Source organism: Streptomyces sp. HB132 (assembly GCF_016909575.1).
Lineage (GTDB): Bacteria > Actinomycetota > Actinomycetes > Streptomycetales > Streptomycetaceae > Streptomyces.
This window is the reverse complement of the sequence record NZ_JAFBGA010000003.1, coordinates 147,349-170,764: the sequence shown is the minus strand read 5'-3', so window position 1 is coordinate 170,764 and position 23,416 is coordinate 147,349. Positions and strand designations below refer to the sequence as shown.

At 69.7% G+C, this 23,416-nt stretch carries 19 protein-coding genes; 16 read left to right on the top strand and 3 right to left on the bottom strand.

What is annotated here, in order from left to right; genetic code table 11:
- Positions 1-18 precede the first annotated feature (18 nt).
- Complete coding sequence (locus JOC24_RS08470; RefSeq protein WP_205019512.1) at positions 19-891, bottom strand: glycerophosphodiester phosphodiesterase; 873 nt, start codon at positions 889-891, stop codon at positions 19-21.
- Positions 892-1,107: 216 nt separating this feature from the next.
- Between JOC24_RS08470 and JOC24_RS08465 the strand changes: the two genes are divergently transcribed.
- The 5 genes from JOC24_RS08465 (at position 1,108) to JOC24_RS08445 (ending at position 8,236) form a co-directional block, all read left to right on the top strand.
- Entirely contained in the window at positions 1,108-1,983 is an 876-nt protein-coding gene (locus JOC24_RS08465; protein WP_205019511.1) for an MHYT domain-containing protein, read from the top strand.
- 39 nt (positions 1,984-2,022) lie between these two features.
- Positions 2,023-4,143 (top strand): excinuclease ABC subunit UvrB, encoded by a 2,121-nt coding sequence (gene uvrB, locus JOC24_RS08460; RefSeq protein ID WP_205019510.1) that lies wholly within the window; start codon positions 2,023-2,025, stop codon positions 4,141-4,143.
- Between the two features lie 131 nt (positions 4,144-4,274).
- The gene (locus tag JOC24_RS08455; RefSeq protein WP_033303139.1) at positions 4,275-4,853 is read left to right on the top strand and encodes a TerD family protein; all 579 of its coding nucleotides are present in this window, start codon (positions 4,275-4,277) and stop codon (positions 4,851-4,853) included.
- 126 nt (positions 4,854-4,979) lie between these two features.
- Positions 4,980-6,974, top strand: coding sequence for a TerD family protein (locus JOC24_RS08450; protein ID WP_205019509.1), 1,995 nt, complete (start codon positions 4,980-4,982; stop codon positions 6,972-6,974).
- A 266-nt stretch (positions 6,975-7,240) separates the two neighbouring features.
- Entirely contained in the window at positions 7,241-8,236 is a 996-nt protein-coding gene (locus tag JOC24_RS08445) for a TerC family protein (RefSeq protein WP_205019508.1), read from the top strand.
- A gap of 66 nt (positions 8,237-8,302) precedes the next feature.
- On the opposite strand, the gene JOC24_RS08440 is transcribed toward JOC24_RS08445, so the two are convergent.
- Both JOC24_RS08440 and JOC24_RS08435 read right to left on the bottom strand, forming a co-directional pair.
- Positions 8,303-8,959: an MBL fold metallo-hydrolase gene (locus JOC24_RS08440; protein ID WP_205019507.1), complete on the bottom strand. Its 657-nt coding sequence runs from the start codon at positions 8,957-8,959 to the stop codon at positions 8,303-8,305.
- 10 nt (positions 8,960-8,969) lie between these two features.
- Positions 8,970-9,659, bottom strand: a complete 690-nt coding sequence (locus JOC24_RS08435) for a maleylpyruvate isomerase family mycothiol-dependent enzyme (protein ID WP_205019506.1) — start codon at positions 9,657-9,659, stop codon at positions 8,970-8,972.
- A gap of 175 nt (positions 9,660-9,834) precedes the next feature.
- On the opposite strand from JOC24_RS08435, the gene uvrA reads away from it, so the two are divergent.
- The 11 genes from uvrA (at position 9,835) to JOC24_RS08380 (ending at position 23,389) form a co-directional block, all read left to right on the top strand.
- Entirely contained in the window at positions 9,835-12,852 is a 3,018-nt protein-coding gene (gene uvrA / locus JOC24_RS08430) for an excinuclease ABC subunit UvrA (RefSeq protein ID WP_205019505.1), read from the top strand.
- A gap of 227 nt (positions 12,853-13,079) precedes the next feature.
- Complete coding sequence (locus JOC24_RS08425) at positions 13,080-13,508, top strand: Rieske (2Fe-2S) protein (RefSeq protein WP_205019504.1); 429 nt, start codon at positions 13,080-13,082, stop codon at positions 13,506-13,508.
- Positions 13,509-13,586: 78 nt separating this feature from the next.
- Positions 13,587-15,830, top strand: a complete 2,244-nt coding sequence (gene uvrC, locus JOC24_RS08420; protein WP_205019503.1) for an excinuclease ABC subunit UvrC — start codon at positions 13,587-13,589, stop codon at positions 15,828-15,830.
- Complete coding sequence (rapZ, locus tag JOC24_RS08415) at positions 15,827-16,792, top strand: RNase adapter RapZ (RefSeq protein WP_205019502.1); 966 nt, start codon at positions 15,827-15,829, stop codon at positions 16,790-16,792. The genes uvrC and rapZ overlap by 4 nt, the downstream gene beginning before the upstream one ends.
- The gene (yvcK, locus tag JOC24_RS08410) at positions 16,789-17,823 is read left to right on the top strand and encodes a gluconeogenesis factor YvcK family protein (protein WP_205019501.1); all 1,035 of its coding nucleotides are present in this window, start codon (positions 16,789-16,791) and stop codon (positions 17,821-17,823) included. The genes rapZ and yvcK overlap by 4 nt, the downstream gene beginning before the upstream one ends.
- Positions 17,814-18,803: a DNA-binding protein WhiA gene (whiA, locus tag JOC24_RS08405; protein WP_033303128.1), complete on the top strand. Its 990-nt coding sequence runs from the start codon at positions 17,814-17,816 to the stop codon at positions 18,801-18,803. Before yvcK ends, whiA begins: the two co-directional genes overlap by 10 nt.
- A 648-nt stretch (positions 18,804-19,451) precedes the next feature.
- Positions 19,452-20,462 carry a type I glyceraldehyde-3-phosphate dehydrogenase gene (gap, locus tag JOC24_RS08400; protein ID WP_205019500.1) on the top strand — a complete coding sequence of 337 codons (1,011 nt, stop codon included), beginning with the start codon at positions 19,452-19,454 and terminating at the stop codon, positions 20,460-20,462.
- 112 nt (positions 20,463-20,574) lie between these two features.
- The gene (gene pgk, locus JOC24_RS08395; RefSeq protein ID WP_205019499.1) at positions 20,575-21,786 is read left to right on the top strand and encodes a phosphoglycerate kinase; all 1,212 of its coding nucleotides are present in this window, start codon (positions 20,575-20,577) and stop codon (positions 21,784-21,786) included.
- Between the two features lie 6 nt (positions 21,787-21,792).
- Complete coding sequence (gene tpiA, locus JOC24_RS08390; RefSeq protein ID WP_205019498.1) at positions 21,793-22,569, top strand: triose-phosphate isomerase; 777 nt, start codon at positions 21,793-21,795, stop codon at positions 22,567-22,569.
- A 138-nt stretch (positions 22,570-22,707) separates the two neighbouring features.
- On the top strand, positions 22,708-22,944 hold the full coding sequence (secG, locus tag JOC24_RS08385; protein WP_205019497.1) for a preprotein translocase subunit SecG: 237 nt from the start codon (positions 22,708-22,710) through the stop codon (positions 22,942-22,944).
- A 109-nt stretch (positions 22,945-23,053) separates the two neighbouring features.
- Positions 23,054-23,389, top strand: coding sequence for an RNA polymerase-binding protein RbpA (locus JOC24_RS08380; RefSeq protein WP_078598194.1), 336 nt, complete (start codon positions 23,054-23,056; stop codon positions 23,387-23,389).
- The last annotated feature ends 27 nt before the right edge of the window (positions 23,390-23,416 follow it).

Genomic DNA, 23,416 nt, shown 5'->3' with positions numbered 1-23,416 from the left:
GCCGCCCCGGGCGACCGCTCAGCGGGTGGCGTCCCGGACGGTGTCGGGGTTGTTGGTGATGATGCCGTCGACGCCGAAGCCTGCCACCTCCGCCGCCTTCGCCGCGTCGTTCACCGTCCAGGTGTTCACCCGGAGCGGCTTGCCGTGGGCGCCCTTCAGCTTCTGCACCGTGGCGACGTAGTCGGCGCCGATGGTCGTGTGCGACGGATTGATCTGATCGGTGAACGCCGCGTACGACGGCAGATCGGCCACCGGCGGGGTCCCCAGGAAGCCGGTGACGACGTCCGGACGCTGGGCGTGGACAGTTTTCACACTCTCTGCACCGAAGCTCTGGATGATCAGCCTGTTCCGCACGTGACCGCGGTCGAGCCAGCCCTCCCTGCCGAGGACGCGCAGGGTCTCCCGCTCGATCCCCGGGTAGGCCTCCGGGCTCTTGATCTCCAGGAGAAGCTTCTGGCGGTTGCGCTCCAGCCGGTGCAGGAACTGCGTGAGCGTGGGTACCCGGGCCCCCGCGAAGCCGGCGCCGAACCAGCTGCCCGCGTCCAGCTTCGCGATCTCCGCCGCGGTGAAGTCCTTGACGGCCCAGGGCGCACGGCCGGGGAAGACCTCCTCCGCGTCGGTGGTCCTGCTCAGGGTGGTGTCGTGCACGACGACCAGCACACCGTCCTTGGTGAGCTGCACGTCGTTCTCCACCCACGCGATGCCCAGGTCGTCGGCCGCGTCGACGGCCGCCAGGGTGTTCTCCGGGGCGTAGGCGGAAGCGCCCCGGTGGGCGTAGACGACCGGGCTGTCCCGCGCGCCCGAGGCCTGCGCCTGGGCGGCGGGCAGCAGGACGCAGGCGCCGAGCAGGGCGGCGGCGGCACCGGAGGCGGTTGCTGTGCGTGCGGACACGTGTACTCCTCGCGTCGGGAAGCGGACTGGCAGCAGCCTCGCACCCGAGCGCCAACGGAGGGGAGGGTGATGATGGCCATGTTGTGAACGGAATGTCGGGCGCCGGACCGTCGGAGGGTCCAGAGGGGGATAAAATGCCGCTCTTATGTTTGCTTGCCGGGCCTTGCCCCATAGGGTCACCCCCGAACCCGGGCACAGCGCGAAGGGCGTACCAGCATGCAGGGCACAGTCGACGGATTCAGCTACGGCCTCGTGACGCCTGTCACGGCATTCCTCCTGGCATGCCTCGGTGCCGCTCTCGGTCTTCGTTGCACCACCCGGTCGTTGCGCACGCGGGGCGTCTACAGAGCCGGCTGGCTGGCCCTCGCCGCGACCTCCATCGGATCCGGCATCTGGACGATGCACTTCATCGCGATGCTGGGCTTCTCCGTGCGGGAGGCACCGGTGAGCTACGACCGGCCCCTCACCTACGCCAGCCTCGCCGTGGCGGTTGTGATGGTCGGGGTCGGCGTCTTCCTGGTCGGCTACCGGGGCGCCACCCGCATGGCGCTGGTCACCGGTGGGACGATCACGGGCCTCGGGGTCGCCTCCATGCACTACCTCGGCATGGCCGGAATGAACTTCGAGGGTGTGTTCGAGTACGACACGCTCACCGTGTCGCTCTCCGTCCTGATCGCCGTGGTGGCCGCGACCGCCTCGCTGTGGGCGGCCGTCTCCATCCACGGCTTCCTCCCCAGCCTCGGCGCCAGCGTCGTCATGGGCGTGGCCGTGAGCGGGATGCACTACACGGGTATGGCCGCGCTCCAGGTGCACCTGCACCCCACCACCGCCCCGTCACCGCCCGGCGAGGCACCCGCCTCGCTGCTCCTTCCGATGATGATCGGGCCGGGCTGTTTCCTGCTGCTTGCCGCGGTGGTCGTGCTCGTCGACCCCCTGGTGGTGACCGGCGACGGTCGCGCCGGCGCGGCCCGGCTGCCCGGACCCGCCCCCCGGCGCGGCGGACCGCTGAGCTCGATCCCCGTCCAGCGCCGCCCCGCACCGACCTACGAGTCCGCCTCGCGCAGGTCCTACCGGGACCAGCGAAACCGCTGATCACCGGCCGTTGTCGGTGCGGGGTCGTACGGTGGTTGCATGCGGCCAGTCTCGAAGATCGAACGTTCCGTGGCGCCTTTCGAGGTCGTCAGTCCCTACCAGCCCAGCGGTGACCAGCCCGCGGCCATCGCGGAGCTGGACCGGCGCATCCGCGCGGGCGAGAAGGACGTCGTCCTGCTCGGCGCGACCGGCACGGGCAAGTCGGCGACGACCGCCTGGATGATCGAGAAGCTGCAGCGCCCCACCCTGGTGATGGCGCCGAACAAGACGCTGGCCGCCCAGCTGGCCAACGAGTTCCGCGAGCTCCTCCCGAACAACGCCGTGGAGTACTTCGTCTCGTACTACGACTACTACCAGCCCGAGGCGTACGTCCCGCAGTCGGACACCTACATCGAGAAGGACTCCTCGATCAACGAGGAGGTGGAGCGGCTGCGGCACTCCGCCACCAACTCGCTGCTCACCCGGCGCGACGTCGTCGTGGTCGCCTCCGTCTCCTGCATCTACGGCCTCGGCACGCCTCAGGAGTACGTGGACCGGATGGTCCAGCTCAAGGTCGGCGACGAGGTCGACCGCGACCAGCTGCTGCGCCGCTTCGTCGAGATCCAGTACACCCGCAACGACCTGGCCTTCACCCGCGGCACCTTCCGGGTGCGCGGCGACACGATCGAGATCTTCCCGGTGTACGAGGAGCTCGCCGTCCGCATCGAGATGTTCGGCGACGAGATCGAGGCGCTCTCGACCCTCCACCCGCTGACCGGTGAGGTCATCAGCGAGGACGACGCGCTCCACATCTTCCCCGCCAGCCACTACGTGGCGGGTCCCGAGCGCATGGAGAAGGCGGTCGGCGGCATCGAGCAGGAGCTGGAACAGCGCCTCGCCGAGCTGGAGAAGCAGGGCAAGATGCTGGAGGCCCAGCGGCTGCGCATGCGCACCACCTACGACATCGAGATGCTCCGCCAGATCGGCAGCTGCTCCGGCGTCGAGAACTACTCGATGCACTTCGACGGCCGCCTCCCGGGTACCGCGCCCAACACCCTCCTCGACTACTTCCCCGAGGACTTCCTCCTCGTCCTGGACGAGTCGCACGTCACCGTGCCCCAGATCGGCGCGATGTACGAGGGCGACGCCTCCCGCAAGCGGACCCTCGTCGACCACGGGTTCCGGCTTCCGTCCGCCCTGGACAACCGTCCGCTGAAATGGGAGGAGTTCCTGGGCCGGATCGATCAGACGGTCTACCTCTCCGCCACACCCGGGAAGTACGAGCTGTCGCGCGGCGACGGTTTCGTCGAGCAGATCATCCGGCCCACCGGGCTCGTCGACCCGGAGGTCGTCGTCAAGCCCACCGAGGGGCAGATCGACGACCTGGTGCACGAGATCCGCAAGCGGACCGAGAAGGACGAGCGCGTCCTGGTCACCACCCTCACCAAGAAGATGTCCGAGGACCTCACGGACTACTTCCTGGAGCTGGGCATCCAGGTCCGCTACCTCCACAGCGACGTCGACACGCTGCGCCGCATCGAGCTGCTGCGCGAGCTGCGCTCCGGTGAGTACGACGTCCTGGTCGGCATCAACCTCCTGCGCGAGGGTCTCGACCTGCCCGAGGTGTCGTTGGTGGCCATCCTCGACGCGGACAAGCAGGGCTTCCTGCGGTCCGGCACGTCGCTGATCCAGACCATCGGACGTGCCGCCCGTAACGTCTCGGGCCAGGTCCACATGTACGCCGACAAGATCACCCCCGCCATGGCGCAGGCCATCGACGAGACCAACCGGCGTCGTGAGAAGCAGATCGCCTACAACACCGAGCGCGGGGTCGACCCGCAGCCGCTCCGCAAGAAGATCAACGACATCGTCGCCTCCATCGCCCGTGAGGAGGTCGACACCGAGCAGCTCCTGGGCACCGGTTACCGGCAGGCCAAGGACACCAAGGCGCCGGTCCCCTCGCTGGGGGGCAAGGCCGCTGCGGGAGGCAAGGCGAAGAAGGGCGGCGCGGTGGTCACCGACCGGCCCGCCGCGGAGCTCGCGGGAATCATCGAGGAGATGACGGACCGCATGCGGGCGGCGGCCGCCGACCTGCAGTTCGAGGTGGCCGCCCGGCTGCGCGACGAGGTGGGGGAGCTCAAGAAGGAACTGCGCCAGATGAGGGAGGCGGGGCTGGCCTGACCAGTGGGGCCCGCAGTGTTGCAGGACCGACACAAAAACGGCCTACCACTGCTTCTCGCCCCCGCGCACTGCGTAGGGTGCGGGGACACCGCACACCGATGGTTGCGGGGCAAGCGGAGAGGGGACAGCGCGTGACGGTCAACATGACCAAGGGCCAGGCCATCAGCCTTCAGAAGAGCGACGGGGGGACCCTGACCGCGGTACGGATGGGGCTCGGCTGGCAGGCGGCGCCGCGCCGCGGACTGTTCGGTTCACGCACCCGGGAGATCGACCTGGACGCCTCCGCGGTGCTCTTCGCCGACAAGCAGCCCGTGGACGTCGTGTTCTTCCGTCACCTCGTCAGCGACGACGGCTCGGTCAAGCACACCGGTGACAACCTCGTCGGTGGCGCCGGCTCGGGCGGCGACGACGAGGCGATCCTGGTCGACCTGCAGCGGATTCCGGTCCACATCGACCAGATCGTCTTCACGGTGAACTCGTTCACCGGCCAGACGTTCCAGGAGGTGCAGAACGCCTTCTGCCGCATCGTCGACGAGACCAACGGCCAGGAGCTCGCCCGTTACACGCTGGACGGCGGCGGCCAGTACACGGCGCAGATCATGGCGAAGGTGCACCGTGCGGGGAGCGGCTGGCAGATGACCGCCCTCGGCAACCCGGCCAACGGCCGGACGTTCCAGGACCTGATGCCGTCGATCCTGCCGCACCTGTAGGCACGACGGGGCCCGGGGCGAGACCCGGCCCACACATCCGTACGAGCAGCTCCCGGAGGCACCCGCCGCCGGGAGCTGCGCCCGTGGCAGGGCACCACACACCGAACGTCGAGGGGGACAAGGGCGATGACGGCCGAGCTGGTCCGGGGGCAGAACCACACCTTGCCCCAGACCCGTCTGGAGATCAGGGTGTCGGCGGGCTCACCCGTCGTGGCCGGTGCGACGCTCGGGGACGAGCGGGGCACGGTCCGGGGCGCCGAGTGGGTCGCCCACCCCGCGTCACCCCGGGTGCCCGGACTGGAGGTGTCCGGGCAGGCCGCGGCCGACCACCGGCTCGCCGTGGACCTGGACGCCCTGCCCGACGCGGTGCACCGCGTCACCGTGCTCCTCGCCCTGCCCGTGGGAGCCGGACGCCCGGGCAGTTTCGGTGCGGTCGCCGCACCGTTCGTCGCCGTCACCGGGCTGGACGGTACCGAGATAGCCACCTTCACCCTCACCGGCCTGGACACCGAGTCCGCCGTGTCGGCCCTGGAGCTCTACCGGCGCCGAGGCGCCTGGAAGGTCCGCGCCGTCGGCCAGGGCTACGCCGCGGGGCTCGCCGGGATGCTCGCCGACCAGGGGGTGGCAGGGGCGGCGGAGCTGGCCGCGTCCATCCAGGACGCCGTCGCCTCCGGCCTTGCCCGCGCCGTCACGCCGTCGCCCCGCGCCCCCGACGGGGAACGCGTGCGCCACCCCGCGGGCCCCGCTTCCCCAGGAGGCGACGGAGGCGGCGGAGGCGACGGAGGCACCGGAGCCCCGTCCGCCCCGGCGCAGTCCTCCGCCCCGCCGGCACCGGGGACGGCGCACCACTCCCAGCCCCTGAGCGACCCCGCGCCCTCGCACGCGGACACCCCGGGCGGCCCCATCGACTACGCGCACCCGCGGCGTCAGACCTCGGCGCCGCCCCCGCCGCCCCCGGCAGCCCCACCCGCCGCCCCCGGACAGCCCGAGCGACCCGTCGCCGGCGACGCCACCGGCTGGTCCATGGACGAGCGCCTCTACAACCAGATCTGGGGCATGTTCGAGGACCTGGCGCGTGCAGTCGCCGCCTATCGCAGTGCCGTCGACTTCGCGGAGTCCCGGATGGACCAGGAACTCGACCGGACCCTTTCCGATCCGCGCAGCCGCATCGGCGGGACGGGCGACCGCGCACGCGCGGAGGCCCGGGCCAAGCACGACGAGCTCACCGGCCGGGCCCGCGAGGCCCTCGATCGTGATCTCGCCCAGCTCGCCGCTGAGTCCGCCGTCGTGGAGCCGGCCCTTCCGGCCGCCTACGCGGGCTGGGACAACCCCGTCTGGCACGGCTACCGGGTACCGATGGAGATCCCCATGGCTCTGCGCATCGGTGACGTCCGTCTGCCCGAGGCAACGGACCTGCGCGTCCCGCTGCTGGTGCGGCTTCCCCTGGAGCGCGGCATCTGGGTCGACAGCGGACGCACGGCCTCCGAGGCGGCCGCCGCGACCTCCGGGGACCAGTTGCGACGTCTGGCCATGGAGACGGCCGTCGCCCTGGCAGCTCGGCTGCTCGCCGTCCACCCGACGGACGAGTTTGCCGTGCACGTCATCGATCCCGCGGGTTCCGCGGCCGGTCCCCTCGCGCCCCTGACCGGCTCCGGCGTCCTCGCCGGGCCGCCCGCCGCCGGAGCGGAGGGAGTGTCCTCCGTACTCGCCCACCTCACCCGGCGCGTCGATCTCCTGCAGATGGCGATGAGGGCCGGCGCTGCGGACGCGCTACCCCCGGACATCGACACGGGGGAGCATCTGCTGATCGTCAACGACTTCCCGCACGGCTTCGACGACAGGGCCGTCACCCAGTTGCGCTATCTGGCCGACGAGGGCCCCTCGGTGGGCGTGCACCTGCTGATGGTGGCCGACCGCGAGGACGCCCACGCCTACGGTCCGGTGCTCGACCCGCTGTGGCGGTCCCTGCTGCGGATCACGCCCGTGGCCGACGACCACCTCGCCGATCCCTGGGTGGGCCACGCCTGGACGTACGAACCGTCCAGGGTGCCCCAGGGCAGCCGCGTCCTGGAACAGGTGCTCGCCCTGGTGGCCGCAGCGAGGCGCGCGGACTACCGCTGAGCGTGGTGACGGTGGGTCAAGTAGCTTCATCAAGCCCCTGACCTGCTATTTTGATCACATCTTGGCACGGGCTTTACCTTTTCTTGGTGCTTCGTGTACTGTTCTTGGTGCGGAGGGGAGTACTCCCGATCGCGGCGTTCCCGTCAGTACGGACTGTGACCGGTCCCGGGGCGTCGGCCCGGCGCGCATCCCGCGCTCCCGGGTGGAAGAGACCTCCGGCAGCGACGACGCTGATCTATAGCCCGTAGCGAACTGCCGGAGGCGCAGTGGACGTTTCATGGACCCTCTGGGCGCTGACCATCTTTGGTCTGTGCGCCCTCATCGCCGTCGACTTCTTCATCGGGCGCAAGCCCCATGACGTATCGACCAAGGAAGCCGGAATCTGGACCATCGTCTGGATCGCCCTGGCCGTGCTCTTCGGACTCGGACTGCTGGTCTTCGGGGAGAGTCAGGCCTCGGGCGAGTTCTTCGCCGGCTTCATCACCGAGAAGTCGCTCAGTGTCGACAATCTCTTCGTCTTCATCCTGATCATGGCGAAGTTCTCGGTGCCCTCCCACCTCCAGCAGCGTGTGCTGCTCATCGGCGTGCTGATCGCCCTGGTGCTGCGTGCGATCTTCATCGCGGCCGGTGCCGCGGTCATCGCCAACTTCTCGTGGGTCTTCTACATCTTCGGCGCGTTCCTGATCTACACCGCCTGGAAGCTGATCCAGGAGGCGCGGGCCGATGACGACGAGGAGGAGTGGGAGGAGAACCGGCTCCTGAAGTCGATCGAGCACCGCTTCGGTGTCGCCGACAGGTACCACGGGACCAAGCTCTTCATCCAGAAGAACGGCAAGCGCGTCATGACCCCGCTCATGGTGGTCATGCTCGCCATCGGCACGACCGATGTGCTGTTCGCGCTGGACTCCATCCCTGCGATCTTCGGCCTGACCCAGGACCCGTACATCGTCTTCACCGCCAACGCCTTCGCCCTGATGGGCCTGCGTCAGCTGTACTTCCTCATCGGCGGTCTGCTGAAGAAGCTGGTCCACCTCAGCTACGGGCTCTCGGTGATCCTCGGGTTCATCGGTGTCAAGCTGGTGCTGCACGCCCTGCACGAGTCCGGGGTGCACGTCCCGGAGATCTCCATCGCGTTCTCCCTCGCCGTCATCGGCGGTGTCCTGGTGATCACCACGATCACCAGCCTCATCGCCAACAAGAAGCAGGCGGCGCTGGAGGCCGAGGAGAAGGGTGACAGCGAGAACGTCGGCGTGGAGAAGTAGCGCCGCACGGACACACCGACGGCCGGGGCCCCGTGAGGGGCACCCGGCCGTCGGCCGTTCACCGGGTCACCAGCCGCGCTCGCGCCACTCCGGCAGATGCGGGCGCTCGGCACCGAGCGTGGTGTCGTGACCGTGGCCCGGATAGACCCACGTCTCGTCCGGCAGGCAGTCGAAGAGCTTGGTCTCCACGTCGTGGATCAGGCTCGCGAACGCCGCCGGGTCCTCGTGCGTGTTGCCCACGCCGCCGGGGAAGAGGCAGTCCCCGGTGAACACGTGCGGAGCCCCGTGCGGGTCGTCGTAGACCAGGGCGATGGACCCCGGTGTGTGCCCGGTCAGGTGCCTGGCGGTCAGTCGGACCCGGCCCACCCGGATCGTGCCGCCGTCCTCGACGGGTTCGTCCGTGGGGACCGGGATGCCTTCGGCGTCGTACCTGCCGGAGTACGTCCGTGCCCCGGTGGCCGCCACCACCTCGCCGAGTGCCTGCCAGTGGTCACCGTGCCGGTGCGTCGTGACGACGGACGCGATGCCGTCGTCGCCGATCAGCCGCAGCAGGGTTCCGGCCTCGGCGGCCGCGTCGATCAGGAGCTGCTCGCCGGTGGCCCGGCAGCGCAGCAGGTACGCGTTGTTGTTCATCGGGCCGACCGCGACCTTGGAGATCATCAGATCCGTCAGCTCGTGCACGTCCGCAGGTCCGCCGACCTTGACCGTTCCGCTGTACGTCATGTGACGCAGCCTATAGCGGGGGCAGCGCGGGAAGGCTCCCGCCTTCCACGGTGAGCGCGGAGCCGTCACGGCGTCCGCAGAGCCAGCCCAGGATGTCGGGGGCCGTGCCCCGGACGGTGACCGGAGTGCCGTCGGCTCCACCGCCCGTGGTCCACAGCCGGCCGTCGGCGGTGACCGCCGTCGTGGGGACGACGTCGGGATGCCCGGCGAAGCGCTCGGCGAGGAAGTCGTTCTCCCGGATCACGAACTCCTCCGGCAGATCCTCCAGCTCGTACCCCACCCCCAGGTCGACGTGGTGCAACTCCACCTCGACCCAGCGGCGGAAGGGGATGCGGGACGCTGAATCCGTCACACCGTTGCGCATCGTGACCGTGCGTGACCAGTCGGCCGGCTCCTCGGCCGCGACCAGTACGGCCGCTCCGCTCTCGCGCAGGTCAGCGAGGTGTTCGGCCAGGGGCCGGGGCGCGTCGCGTTCGATGTCGGCGTCCCGGGTTTCGCTGTTCGCGTACATCGGGCGCCCCTGGAGAACATTTATGAGCGCGTCGGCGTTACGTGACAGGTGGGCAAGAACATGGCCGCGGCTCCAGCCCGGCAGACGCGACGGCTCGGCAACGGCGCCGTCGTCCAGCTTGCCCGCGGCACCGAGCAGCCGTTCGGTCGCTTCACGGACGGCTTCCAGGTCGTGCACATGATCAGTCATGAGCCGAGCGTAGCCCCCACCACTCATTCGGGTGATGGAGTCTTCGCTCGACCGTAAATCGAATGCGCGTGCTATACGCTCGGAGTCGAAAGCTTCGTACATCGCTGAGGCGCCCCCCATACCCTGGGGTGGGGGCCCAGTTCCCCCATTTCTCTCCAGAAAGGTGCGGACCGGCGTGGCCGACCGTCTCATCGTCCGTGGCGCGCGCGAGCACAACCTGAAGAACGTCTCGCTCGATCTCCCCCGTGACTCCCTCATCGTCTTCACCGGGCTCTCCGGATCGGGCAAGTCCTCGCTCGCGTTCGACACGATCTTCGCCGAGGGCCAGCGGCGCTACGTGGAGTCGCTCTCCTCGTACGCCCGCCAGTTCCTCGGCCAGATGGACAAGCCGGACGTGGACTTCATCGAAGGCCTCTCGCCCGCCGTCTCCATCGACCAGAAGTCGACCTCGCGCAACCCGCGCTCGACGGTCGGCACCATCACCGAGGTCTACGACTACCTCAGGCTCCTCTTCGCGAGGATCGGCAAGCCGCACTGTCCCGAGTGCGCGAGGCCCATCGCGCGACAGTCGCCGCAGGCCATCGTCGACAAGGTGCTCGGCCTGCCCGAGGGCAGCCGCTTCCAGGTCCTCTCCCCGCTGGTGCGTGAGCGCAAGGGAGAGTTCGTCGACCTCTTCGGCGACCTCCAGACCAAGGGCTACAGCAGGGCCCGGGTCGACGGCGAGACCGTCCAGCTGTCCGAGCCGCCGAAGCTGAAGAAGCAGGAGAAGCACACCATCGAGGTGGTCATCGACCGCCTCACGGTGAAGGACAGCGCCAAGCGCCGGCTGACCGACTCCGTCGAGACCGCGCTGGGCCTCTCGGGCGGCATGGTCGTCCTCGACTTCGTCGACCTCGAGGCGGACGACCCCGAGCGTGAGCGGATGTACTCCGAGCACCTCTACTGCCCGTACGACGACCTCTCCTTCGAGGAGCTGGAGCCCCGGTCCTTCTCGTTCAACTCCCCCTTCGGTGCCTGCCCCGACTGCACGGGCATCGGCACGCGGATGGAGGTCGACCCGGACCTGATCGTCCCGGACGAGGAGAAGTCCCTCGACGAGGGCGCGATCCACCCCTGGTCGCACGGCCACACCAAGGAGTACTTCGGCCGTCAGATCACCGCACTCTCCGAGGCGCTCGGTTTCCGCACGGACATCCCCTGGGCCGGGCTGCCGCAGCGTGCCAGGAAGGCGCTGCTCCACGGCCACAAGATCCAGACTGAGGTCCGCTACCGCAACAGGTACGGGCGCGAGCGTGCCTACACCACCCCCCGTTTCGAGGGTGCGGTCCAGTACGTCAAGCGCCGTCACTCCGAGGCCGAGAGCGACTCCAGCAGGGAGCGCTTCGAGGGCTACATGCGCGAGGTCGCCTGCCCGACCTGTGAGGGCACCCGGCTCAAGCCGCTCGTCCTCGCCGTGACGGTGATGGAGAAGTCCATCGCCGAGGTCGCCGCGATGTCGATCAGCGAGTGCGCCGAATTCCTCGGCCGCCTCAAGCTGAACGCCCGCGACAAGAAGATCGCCGAGCGGGTCCTCAAGGAGGTCAACGAGCGGCTGAGGTTCCTCGTCGACGTCGGCCTCGACTACCTCTCGCTGAACCGTGCGGCGGGAACGCTCTCCGGTGGCGAGGCCCAGCGCATCCGGCTCGCCACCCAGATCGGCTCCGGGCTCGTCGGCGTGCTGTACGTGCTGGACGAGCCGTCCATCGGCCTGCACCAGCGCGACAACCACCGGCTGATCGAGACCCTGGTCCGGCTCCGCGACATGGGCAACACGCTCATCGTCGTCGAGCACGACGAGGACACGATCAAGGTCGCCGACTGGGTCGTCGACATCGGCCCCGGCGCCGGCGAGCACGGCGGCAAGGTCGTCCACTCCGGCTCGCTCAAGGAACTGCTGGCCAACAAGGAGTCGGTCACCGGGCAGTACCTCTCCGGCAAGAGGGCGATCGAGATGCCGGACATCCGGCGTCCCGTCGACCCCGGGCGCCGGCTCACGGTGCACGGCGCCCGGGAGAACAACCTCCAGGACATCGACGTCTCCTTCCCCCTGGGCGTTCTCACGGCCGTCACCGGAGTCTCCGGATCGGGCAAGTCGACCCTGGTCAACGACATCCTCTACACGCACCTGGCGCGCGAGCTCAACGGCGCCAAGTCCGTCCCGGGACGGCACACCCGGGTCGACGGCGACGACCTCGTCGACAAGGTCGTCCACGTCGACCAGTCGCCGATCGGCCGTACGCCCCGGTCCAACCCGGCGACGTACACCGGAGTCTTCGACCACGTCCGCAGGCTGTTCGCCGAGACGATGGAGGCGAAGGTGCGCGGCTATCTGCCGGGCCGCTTCTCCTTCAACGTCAAGGGCGGCCGCTGCGAGAACTGCTCCGGCGACGGCACGATCAAGATCGAGATGAACTTCCTGCCCGACGTGTACGTCCCGTGCGAGGTCTGCCACGGCGCGCGCTACAACCGGGAGACACTGGAGGTCCACTACAAGGGCAAGTCCATCGCCGAGGTGCTGGACATGCCGATCGAGGAGGGCCTGGAGTTCTTCGAGGCCGTCCCGACGATCGCCCGCCACCTCCGAACCCTCAACGAGGTCGGACTCGGATACGTCAGGCTCGGCCAGTCCGCGCCGACGCTCTCCGGCGGCGAGGCGCAGCGGGTGAAGCTGGCGAGCGAACTGCAGAAGCGCTCCACCGGCCGCACGGTCTACGTCCTGGACGAGCCGACGACCGGTCTGCACTTCGAGGACATCAGCAAGCTCATCTCGGTGCTGTCGGGCCTGGTCGACAAGGGCAACACGGTGATCGTCATCGAGCACAACCTCGATGTGATCAAGACCGCTGACTGGGTCGTCGACATGGGCCCCGAGGGAGGCAACGGCGGAGGTCTGGTCGTCGCCGAGGGTACTCCGGAGCAGATCGCCTCGGTGCCGGCCAGCCACACCGGGAAGTTCCTCCAGGAGATCCTGGGCGCGGACCGGATCGGTGAGGCCGCGGTGCCCGCCGCGCGCAAGGCCCGTAAGGCCCCCGCGAAGAAGGCCGTCGCGGCAAAGGCATCCACGGGCCGCAGGACGGCCACGGCCAGGGCGGCCGGGAAGGCGTCGGCCGAGCAGCCCGCGCCGAAGAAGGCTGCCCGCGCCCGAAAGGCCTGACACCGGCGGGCACCGGGCGGCACCCCTGCGTGAGGGGGCCGCGCCGGCGCCCGCGGCGCCTCCCGGCCCCGGCGTACTCCGGGGCCGGTCGAAGGGCCCTCGTTCTCTGTCGGTATCGTCGGGTCTGTCGCCCATGCCTTCAGGCGCGGCCCGTGCCCGGATCATCCGGCACCCGGTGCCCCGGACGGTGACGGCGGCTCTCTGTCCCCCCGACCCGTGGAGACCGCATGTCAGGCCTGCCCGCCGCCCGCCGCACCGTACTGAAGGGCGCCGCGCTCGCCGGTGCCGCCGGGCTGGGAGCGGCCGCCTGTTCCACCGATTCGAAGCTCGGTCACGCGCAGACCCCCACGCCCACCGCCCCCGTGGAGCTCGGTGCCGCGGACGAGGTCCCGGTCGGCGGCGCCAAGCTCTACCGGGAGCAGCGGGTCGTCGTGAGCTGTCCGGCCGCCGGCCAGTACAAGGCCTTCAGCGCGCAGTGCACGCACGCGGGCTGCCTCCTGGACAAGGTCGAGGGCAACGAGGGCAACTGCCCCTGCCACGGCAGCCGCTTCGACATGACCACGGGCAAGGCGCTGCAGGGGCCCGCCACGGTGCCGCTGCCCTCCGTGCCGTTGAAGCTCGAGGGCGGAAAGCTCGTCGCGGGCCCCGGGGCCTGACCGGTCACGGAGGCCGTCGCAGACCCCCGGGACCTCGGAGATGCCGCTCTGTCACTGCCCGCCAGTAGGGTGTGAGACATGGCAGACCCCTCCAGCTACCGCCCCAAGCCGGGACAGATCCCCGACTCCCCGGGGGTCTACAAGTTCCGCGACGAGCACCGCCGGGTGATCTACGTCGGGAAGGCGAAGAACCTGCGCCAGCGCCTGGCCAACTACTTCCAGGACCTGGCCGGCCTGCACCCGCGCACCCGCACGATGGTCACCACGGCTGCCTCCGTGGAATGGACCGTGGTCTCGACCGAGGTCGAGGCGCTGCAGCTGGAGTACTCCTGGATCAAGGAGTTCGACCCCCGGTTCAACGTCAAGTACCGCGACGACAAGAGCTACCCCTACCTCGCGGTCACGCTCAACGAGGAGTTCCCGCGCGTCCAGGTCATGCGCGGCGCCAAGAAGAAGGGCGTGCGCTACTTCGGACCGTACGGCCATGCCTGGGCGATCCGCGAGACCGTGGACCTGATGCTCCGTGTCTTCCCCGTGCGCACCTGCTCCGCCGGCGTCTTCAAGAACGCGGAGCGGACCGGCCGGCCCTGCCTCCTCGGCTACATCGGCAAGTGCTCCGCCCCGTGCGTCGGGCGGGTCACCCCCGAGGAACACCGGGACCTGGCCGAGGAGTTCTGCGATTTCATGGCAGGCCGCACCGGGACGTACATCCGCCGCCTCGAGAAGGACATGATGCAGGCGGCCGAGGAGATGGAGTACGAGCGGGCGGCCCGGCTGCGTGACGACGCGGGGGCGCTGAAGCGAGCCATGGAGAAGAGTGCCGTGGTCCTCGCCGACGCCACCGACGCGGACCTGATCGCCGTGGCCGAGGACGAGCTCGAAGCGGCGGTCCAGATCTTCCACGTCCGCGGCGGACGCGTCCGGGGCCAGCGCGGCTGGGTCACCGACAAGGTCGAGGCCGTCGACACGTCGGGACTGGTGGAACACGCGCTCCAGCAGCTCTACGGGGAGGAGTCGGGTGACTCCGTGCCCAAGGAGGTGCTCGTCCCGGCGCTCCCCGAGGACCCCGACGCCGTGTCCCAGTGGCTCGCCGACCGCCGCGGGTCCCAGGTCAGCCTGCGCATTCCGCAGCGCGGCGACAAGAAGGACCTGATGGGCACGGTCCAGCGCAATGCCCAGCAGGCGCTGGGGCTGCACAAGACCAAGCGCGCGTCCGACCTCACGACGCGCTCCCGCGCACTGGAGGAGATCGCCGAGGCACTCGGTCTCGACACCGCGCCGCTGCGCGTCGAGTGCTTCGACATCTCGCACCTCCAGGGTGACGACGTGGTCGCGTCCATGGTGGTCTTCGAGGACGGCCTCGCACGCAAGAGCGAATACCGCCGCTTCCAGATCAAGGGCTTCGAGGGCCAGGACGATGTCCGGTCCATGCACGAGGTCATCGGGCGCCGCTTCAAGCGCTACCTCCAGGAGAAGGAGCGGACGGGGGAGTGGGAGGAGACCCCGGCCCCCACCGGCCCCGTCCCCGCCGATCCGGCCGCCGCAGGCCCCACGGCCCCGGTCCTCGCAGGCCCCGCGCCCACGGCCCCGGTCCTCGCAGGCCCCGCGCCCGCCCCAGGTGGCACGACGCCCGGCGAAACCTCCTCCGGTGAGCCGGCCCCCGCTCAGCCTGCCCCCGCCGAGTCCGACCCCGCTCGGCCCACCCCCGACGCGCCCGCCGCCGCCGGGGCGGTGGCCCCCGTGACGCCCGGCTCCGGGCCCGCCCCCGTCCGGGAGGAGCCCCGCGAGGACGACGGCCGGCCCAAGCGCTTCGCCTACCCCCCGCAGCTCGTCGTCGTCGACGGGGGGCAGCCCCAGGTCGCCGCCGCCAAGCGGGCCCTGGACGAGCTCGGCATCGACGACATCGCCGTCTGCGGTCTCGCCAAGCGCCTCGAAGAGGTCTGGCTGCCCGATGACGACGACCCGGTGGTCCTGCCCCGCTCCAGCGAGGGCCTCTACCTCCTCCAGCGCATTCGCGACGAGGCCCACCGCTTCGCCATCACCTACCAGAGGGCCAAACGGGCCAAGCGCATCCGCAGCAGCCCCCTGGACGACGTCCCGGGCCTCGGCGAGACCCGGAAGCAGGCGTTGATCAAGCATTTCGGCTCCGTCAAGAAGCTGAGGCAGGCGACAATCGACGAGATCTGCGAGGTGCCGGGGATAGGGCGCAGGACGGCGGAATCGGTGGCCGTCGCCTTCGCGGCGGCCGCCCCGGCCGCGCCCGCCGTGAACACCGCCACAGGAGAGATCATTGAAGAGGACGACGGGGGCAGCGGGACATGACCGACGACGCGCATGAACACCAGAACGAACGCGAGCGAGCAGACGGAGCAGCACACGTGAGTACGGGAAGCACCACGGAGAAGGCCGAGGCCACGCCGCCCGCCATCCCCGAGCTGGTGATCATCTCCGGAATGTCGGGCGCCGGGCGCAGCACCGCCGCCAAGTGTCTGGAGGACCTCGGCTGGTTCGTCGTCGACAACCTGCCGCCCGCCCTGATCCCCACGATGGTGGAGCTCGGAGCCCGGTCCCAGGGAAACGTCGCGCGCATCGCCGTCGTCGTCGACGTGCGGGGACGCCGCTTCTTCGACAACCTGCGGGAGTCCCTCGCCGATCTGGAGGCCAAGCACGTCACCCGGCGGATCGTCTTCCTCGAGTCCTCCGACGATGCCCTCGTACGCCGTTTCGAATCGGTCCGCCGCCCGCATCCGCTCCAGGGCGACGGCAGGATCGTCGACGGCATCGCGGCCGAGCGTGACCTGCTGCGTGAGCTGCGTGGCGACGCCGACCTCGTCATCGACACCTCCAGCCTCAACGTGCACGAGCTGCGGGCCAAGATGGATGCCCAGTTCGCCGGCGACGAGGAGCCGGAGCTGCGGGCGACGGTGATGTCGTTCGGCTTCAAGTACGGGCTGCCGGTCGACGCCGACCTCGTCGTCGACTGCCGCTTCCTGCCCAACCCGCACTGGGTCCCGGAGCTCCGCCCGTTCACCGGTCTCAACGAGGAGGTGTCCGACTACGTCTTCGACCAGCCGGGCGCCAAGGAGTTCCTCAACCAGTACACCGAGCTGCTGCAGCTCATCGCCGCCGGCTACCGCCGCGAGGGCAAGCGCTACGTCACCATCGCCGTCGGGTGCACGGGCGGGAAGCACCGTTCCGTCGCCATGTCGGAGAAGCTGGCCGCCCGGCTGGCCACCGAAGGTGTCGAGACCGTCCTCGTCCATCGGGACATGGGGCGAGAGTGACGAGTCGCAATCTGCGTCTGCGCCGGCTGAGCAGGGCCACGGCCGCGCTCTCCGGCCGTAAGCGCGGCTCACAGCCCAAGGTCGTCGCCCTCGGCGGCGGCATGGGGCTGTCGGCCTCGCTCACGGCGCTGCGCCGGATCACCGGCGACCTCACGGCCGTGGTGACCGTCGCCGACGACGGCGGCTCCAGCGGCCGGCTCCGCGAGGAACTGGGCGTCCTCCCGCCGGGCGACCTGCGCAAGGCGCTCGCCGCGCTCTGCGGGGACGACGAATGGGGCCAGACCTGGGCCCAGGTCATCCAGCACCGCTTCGAGTCCAGGGGCGATCTGCACGAGCACGCGGTGGGCAACCTGCTCATCGTCGCCCTCTGGGAACAGCTGGGCGACCATGTCCAGGCCCTCGACCTGGTCGGCAAGCTGCTCGGAGCACACGGCAGGGTGCTGCCCATGTCCGCGGTCCCCCTGGAGCTCCAGGCGCTCGTCAGGGGGCATCACCCGGAGCGCCCCGAGGACACGGTCACCGTGCGCGGGCAGGCGACCGTGGCGCTGACCCCCGGCGAGGTGCAGTCCGTCCACGTCGTCCCGGCCGACCCGCCGGCGGTCCCCGAGGCGGTCGCCGCGGTGCTTGACGCGGACTGGGTGGTCCTCGGCCCGGGGTCCTGGTTCTCCTCCGTGATTCCGCATCTGCTGGTGCCCGAACTCCTCGACGCGCTGGTGACCACGAAGGCCCGCAAGGTCCTCTCGCTGAACCTCGCACCGCAGCCCGGCGAAACAGAAGGCTTCTCACCGCAGCGTCATTTGGAGGTTTTGGGACGACACGCCCCTAAACTCGCCATGGACGTGGTGCTGGCCGACGAGGCCGCCGTGCCCGACCGCGAGTCTCTCGCCGACGCCGCCCAGCGGCTCGGAGCCGCGGTCGAGCTGGCCCCCGTGGCCTCACCCGACGGCGTTCCGATTCATGATCCGGAGCTGTTGGCCGCCGCGTACGACCGTATTTTTCGGATGCATGGAAGGATCGGCCCATGGCGATGACGCCAGCGGTGAAGGACGAAGTCTCCCGGCTTCCCGTTACCCGGACCTGCTGCAGAAAGGCAGAGGTCTCGGCGATTCTTCGCTTCGCGGGCGGGCTGCACCTCGTGAGCGGCCGGATCGTGATCGAGGCCGAGCTGGACACGGCGATGGCGGCCCGGCGGCTCAAGCGGGACATCCTCGAGATCTTCGGGCACAGCTCGGAGCTGATCGTGATGGCTCCCGGCGGACTCCGCCGAGGCTCCCGCTACGTCGTACGTGTGGTGGCGGGCGGCGACCAGCTGGCCCGCCAGACCGGACTGGTCGACGGCCGCGGCCGCCCCATCCGCGGCCTGCCCCCGCAGGTGGTCTCAGGGGCCACCTGCGACGCCGAGGCGGCTTGGCGCGGTGCCTTCCTGGCCCACGGCTCGCTCACCGAGCCGGGCCGTTCCTCGTCGCTCGAGGTGACCTGCCCCGGTCCGGAGGCCGCGCTGGCCCTGGTCGGAGCCGCCCGCAGGCTCTCCATCGCGGCCAAGGCCCGCGAGGTGCGCGGCGTCGACCGTGTGGTCGTCCGCGACGGTGACGCGATCGGCGCCCTGCTGACCCGTCTCGGCGCCCATGAGGCGGTGCTGGCCTGGGAGGAACGCCGCATGCGGCGCGAGGTCCGTGCCACGGCCAACAGGCTGGCCAACTTCGACGACGCCAACCTCCGCCGATCCGCCCGCGCCGCTGTCGCCGCGGGCGCCCGGGTGGGGCGCGCGCTGGAGATCCTGGGCGAGGAGGTTCCCGAGCACCTCGCGGCGGCCGGACGGCTGCGCATGGAGCACAAGCAGGCCTCCCTGGAGGAGCTGGGAGCGCTCGCCGATCCGCCGCTGACCAAGGACGCCGTCGCGGGCCGGATCAGGCGCCTGCTGGCCATGGCCGACAAGCGCGCCCAGGATCTCGGTATCCCGGGCACGGAATCGACCCTCAGCGAGGAGCTGGCCGACGGCCTCGTGGGCTGAGCGCCGCGGGACGGCCTCCGGCCACCACCTTCCGGGCCGCCCAGGCACCCGGGAGGCGGTGGCCGGAGGCATTTCCAGGCCGGCCCGGGATCATCGCCATTCCCCTTATGGGGCGGACCGTATTCCCGCAATCGCCGGGAGCCGCCCGCGGGATCGATCGGGTGTCATCGTGCAGTTCGAGCGCCCGCGAACGCCGAAAGTGCGCGAGAGGCCCCGGCGCTTTTATCGATTGAGTGCCAAGCCGCACAATTGAGCGTGCGGTTGCTGGTCATCCGGCAAGTTCCGGAAGTGCTCCGGAATCGTTCTTCGTGGCCGTCGTCCGGGGAGCGGGCGGGGGCGGCCGAGCCCGCACCGGTGACTCCCGGTGACAATGCGCCGACGGAATCCGTCACCCGTCGCTTTACCGCAAGGGGCCGGGTTCCCACGGGTGTTGACGTTTGGTGACCGCGGGGCGGGCGGCTGTGCTCCTGCCTCTTCCGTCCGTCCGGAATCCCGTACTCCTACTCGGGAGTATGGGGATCTCTCTTCATGCCGCCGCTCTCGATGTCACTCCGGAGCCTTCGGAGAGGTAGGGTCGGAAGCGGTCGGGGACATCCCTAATAAACTCGCCGGCATCGAAACCGGCGTTCCTAACGAGGAGATCGGTTCGTGACGATCCGCGTAGGCATCAACGGCTTTGGCCGCATCGGTCGTAACTACTTCCGCGCGCTGCTGGAGCAGGGTGCGGACATCGAGATCGTGGCTGTCAACGACCTGGGTGACACCGCGACCACGGCTCACCTGCTGAAGTACGACACCATTCTGGGTCGTCTCAAGGCAGAGGTCAGCCACACCGCCGACACCATCACCGTCGACGGCCACACCATCAAGGTGCTCTCCGAGCGCAACCCGGCCGACATCCCCTGGGGTGAGCTGGGCGTCGACATCGTCATCGAGTCGACCGGCATCTTCACCAAGAAGGCCGACGCGGCGAAGCACATCGCGGGTGGCGCCAAGAAGGTCCTCATCTCGGCTCCGGCCAAGGACGAGGACATCACGATCGTGATGGGCGTCAACCAGGACAAGTACGACGCGGCCAACCACCACGTCATCTCCAACGCGTCCTGCACCACCAACTGTGTGGCGCCGATGGCCAAGGTCCTCGACGAGAACTTCGGCATCGTCAAGGGCCTGATGACGACGGTCCACGCGTACACGAACGACCAGCGCATCCTGGACTTCCCGCACTCGGACCTGCGTCGTGCGCGCGCCGCCGCGGAGAACATCATCCCGACCACGACGGGCGCCGCCAAGGCGACCGCCCTGGTCCTCCCGCAGCTCAAGGGCAAGCTCGACGGCATCGCGATGCGCGTCCCGGTCCCGACCGGCTCCGCCACCGACCTGGTCGTGACCCTGCAGCGCGAGGTCACCAAGGACGAGGTCAACGCCGCGTTCAAGAAGGCGTCCGACGACGGCGACCTCAAGGGCTTCCTGACCTACACCGAGGACCCGATCGTGTCCTCGGACATCGTCGGCGACCCGTCGTCCTGCACCTTCGACTCCTCCCTGACCATGGTCCAGGAGGGCAACTCGGTGAAGATCCTCGGCTGGTACGACAACGAGTGGGGTTACTCCAACCGCCTCGTCGACCTGACCGTCTTCGTCGGCGACCAGCTCTGATCCTAGGATCGGCAGGCAGCCAGGTGTGATGTAAGGGGCTCGGACGGCGCGACGTGGCGCCGTTCGAGCCCCCTTGCATGCTCATCCGTCCTTCCAAGGAGTATGGGAACAGATGAAGACCATCGACGAACTTCTCGCCGAAGGGGTCGCGGGCAAGCGGGTATTCGTCCGCGCCGACCTCAACGTGCCGCTCGACGGCACCACGATCACCGACGACGGCCGCATCCGCGCCGTCCTTCCGACGATCGCCCAGCTGGCCGCGGCCGGCGCGCGCGTCGTCGTCGCCTCGCACCTCGGCCGCCCCAAGGGAGCCCCGGACCCGGCCTTCTCGCTGGCCCCCGCCGCGGCGCGCCTGGGCGAGCTGCTCGACGCCGAGGTCGCCTTCGCGACCGACACCGTCGGTGAGTCCGCCCGGGCGACGGTCGACGCGCTCGCCGACGGCCAGGTGGCCGTCCTCGAGAACCTCCGCTTCAACGCCGGTGAGACGTCGAAGGACGATGCCGAGCGCGGCGCCTTCGCCGACCGCCTCGCCGAGCTCGCCGACGTGTACGTGGGTGACGGCTTCGGCGCCGTCCACCGCAAGCACGCCTCGGTCTTCGACCTCCCGGCCCGGCTGCCGCACGCGGCCGGTGGCCTCATCGCCACCGAGGTCGGTGTCCTGAAGAAGCTCACCGAGGACGTCACGCGTCCCTACGCCGTGGTCCTCGGCGGCTCCAAGGTCTCCGACAAGCTCGGCGTGATCGACCACCTGCTGGAGAAGGCCGACCGCATCCTCATCGGTGGCGGAATGGCCTACACCTTCCTCAAGGCCCAGGGCCACGAGGTCGGCAGCTCCCTCCTCCAGGAGGACCAGATCCCGGCGGTGCTCGGATACCTCAAGCGCGCCGAGGAGAAGGGCGTGGAGTTCGTACTCCCCGTCGACGTCGTCGTCTCCCCCCGGTTCCCGGACCTCAAGGCCAGGACTCCCGGCAACCCCACGACTGTCGCCGCCGATGCCATTCCGGCCGGTGTGATGGGCCTGGACAACGGCCCGGAGACCAACAAGCTGTACGCCTCGAAGCTCGCCGACGCGGCCACCGTCTTCTGGAACGGTCCGATGGGCGTCTTCGAGCACCCCGACTACGCCGAGGGCACCAAGGCGGTCGCCCAGGCCCTCGTCGACTCCCAGGCGTTCACCGTCGTCGGCGGCGGGGACTCCGCGGCCGCCGTCCGCATCCTGGGCTTCGACGAGAACGCATTCGGCCACATCTCGACCGGTGGCGGCGCGAGCCTCGAATACCTCGAGGGCAAGACGCTTCCCGGACTCGCCGCACTGGAGGACTGACCCTCAATGACCACACGTACCCCGCTCATGGCGGGCAACTGGAAGATGAACCTCAACCACCTCGAGGCCATCGCGCACGTCCAGAAGCTCGCCTTCGCCCTGGCCGACAAGGACTACGACGCGGTCGAGGTCGCCGTCCTGCCGCCCTTCACCGACCTGCGCTCCGTGCAGACGCTGGTCGACGGCGACAAGCTGAAGATCAAGTACGGTGCCCAGGACATCTCGGCGCAGGACTCCGGCGCGTACACCGGTGAGATCTCCGGCCCGATGCTCGCCAAGCTGAAGTGCACCTTCGTGGCCGTCGGCCACAGCGAGCGCCGCCAGTACCACGGTGAGAACGACGAGGTCTGCAACGCCAAGGTGAAGGCCGCGTACAAGCACGGCCTGACCCCGATCCTCTGCGTCGGCGAGGGCCTGGACATCCGCAAGGCCGGCGACCAGGTGTCCTACACGCTGGCGCAGCTCGACGGCGCTCTGAAGGACGTCCCGGCCGAGCAGGCCGAGTCCATCGTGATCGCCTACGAGCCGGTCTGGGCCATCGGAACCGGTGAGGTCGCCACCCCCGAGGACGCGCAGGAGGTCTGCGGCGCGATCCGCCGCCGCCTCGCCGAGCTGTACTCGCAGGAACTGGCCGACGCCGTCCGTATCCAGTACGGCGGCTCGGTGAAGTCCGGCAACGTCGCGGCCATCATGGCTCAGCCCGATGTGGACGGCGCCCTGATCGGTGGCGCGGCGCTTGACGCCGACGAGTTCGTCAAGATCGTCCGCTTCCGCGACCAGTAGGTTCCTCCGCCTCCGCGACCGGTGAGTATGCGGCGGCGCGGATCCGTCGTACCCTTGCGGGGGCCGAGGGGGGTCCACCCCCTGGCCCCCGCTGTTCGTACATGCAGTCCTAGGAATTCCGGAAAGTAGGGACCAGCCGTGGTTTTGGCGTTCGAGATCGCCCTGATCGTCTTCAGCCTGCTGCTGATGCTGCTGGTGCTGATGCACAAGGGAAAGGGCGGCGGCCTCTCCGACATGTTCGGTGGCGGAATGCAGTCGTCGGTCGGCGGCTCGTCGGTCGCCGAGCGGAACCTCGACCGCATCACCGTGGTGGTCGGTCTGGCCTGGTTCGCGTGCATTGTCGTTCTTGCTCTGCTCATCAAGCTGGACGGCTGACCCGGCGGCGGCGAATCCCGGTGACGGTGTAACTCCTTTCACTGGACGCGCGTTGGGCCTTACGTAGACTGGGGCATCTTCGAGCACCATCACGCAGGGAGTTACGACCGTGGCAAGTGGCAACGCGATCCGGGGAAGCCGGGTCGGAGCGGGGCCGATGGGGGAGGCCGAGCGAGGCGAGTCCGCGCCGCGCCTCCGCATCTCCTTCTGGTGCTCGAACGGGCACGAGACGCAGCCGAGCTTCGCCCATGACGCGCAGGTACCGGAGACCTGGGACTGCCCGCGCTGCGGCTTCCCGGCCGGACAGGACCGGGACAGTCCGCCGGCTCCGCCGCGCACCGAGCCGTACAAGACGCACCTGGCGTACGTGCGTGAGCGGCGCAGCGACGCGGACGGCGAAGCCATCCTCGCCGAAGCCCTCGCGAAACTCCGCGGCGAGATCTGATGAGTTGTTCACCGGCCGGTCACCTCC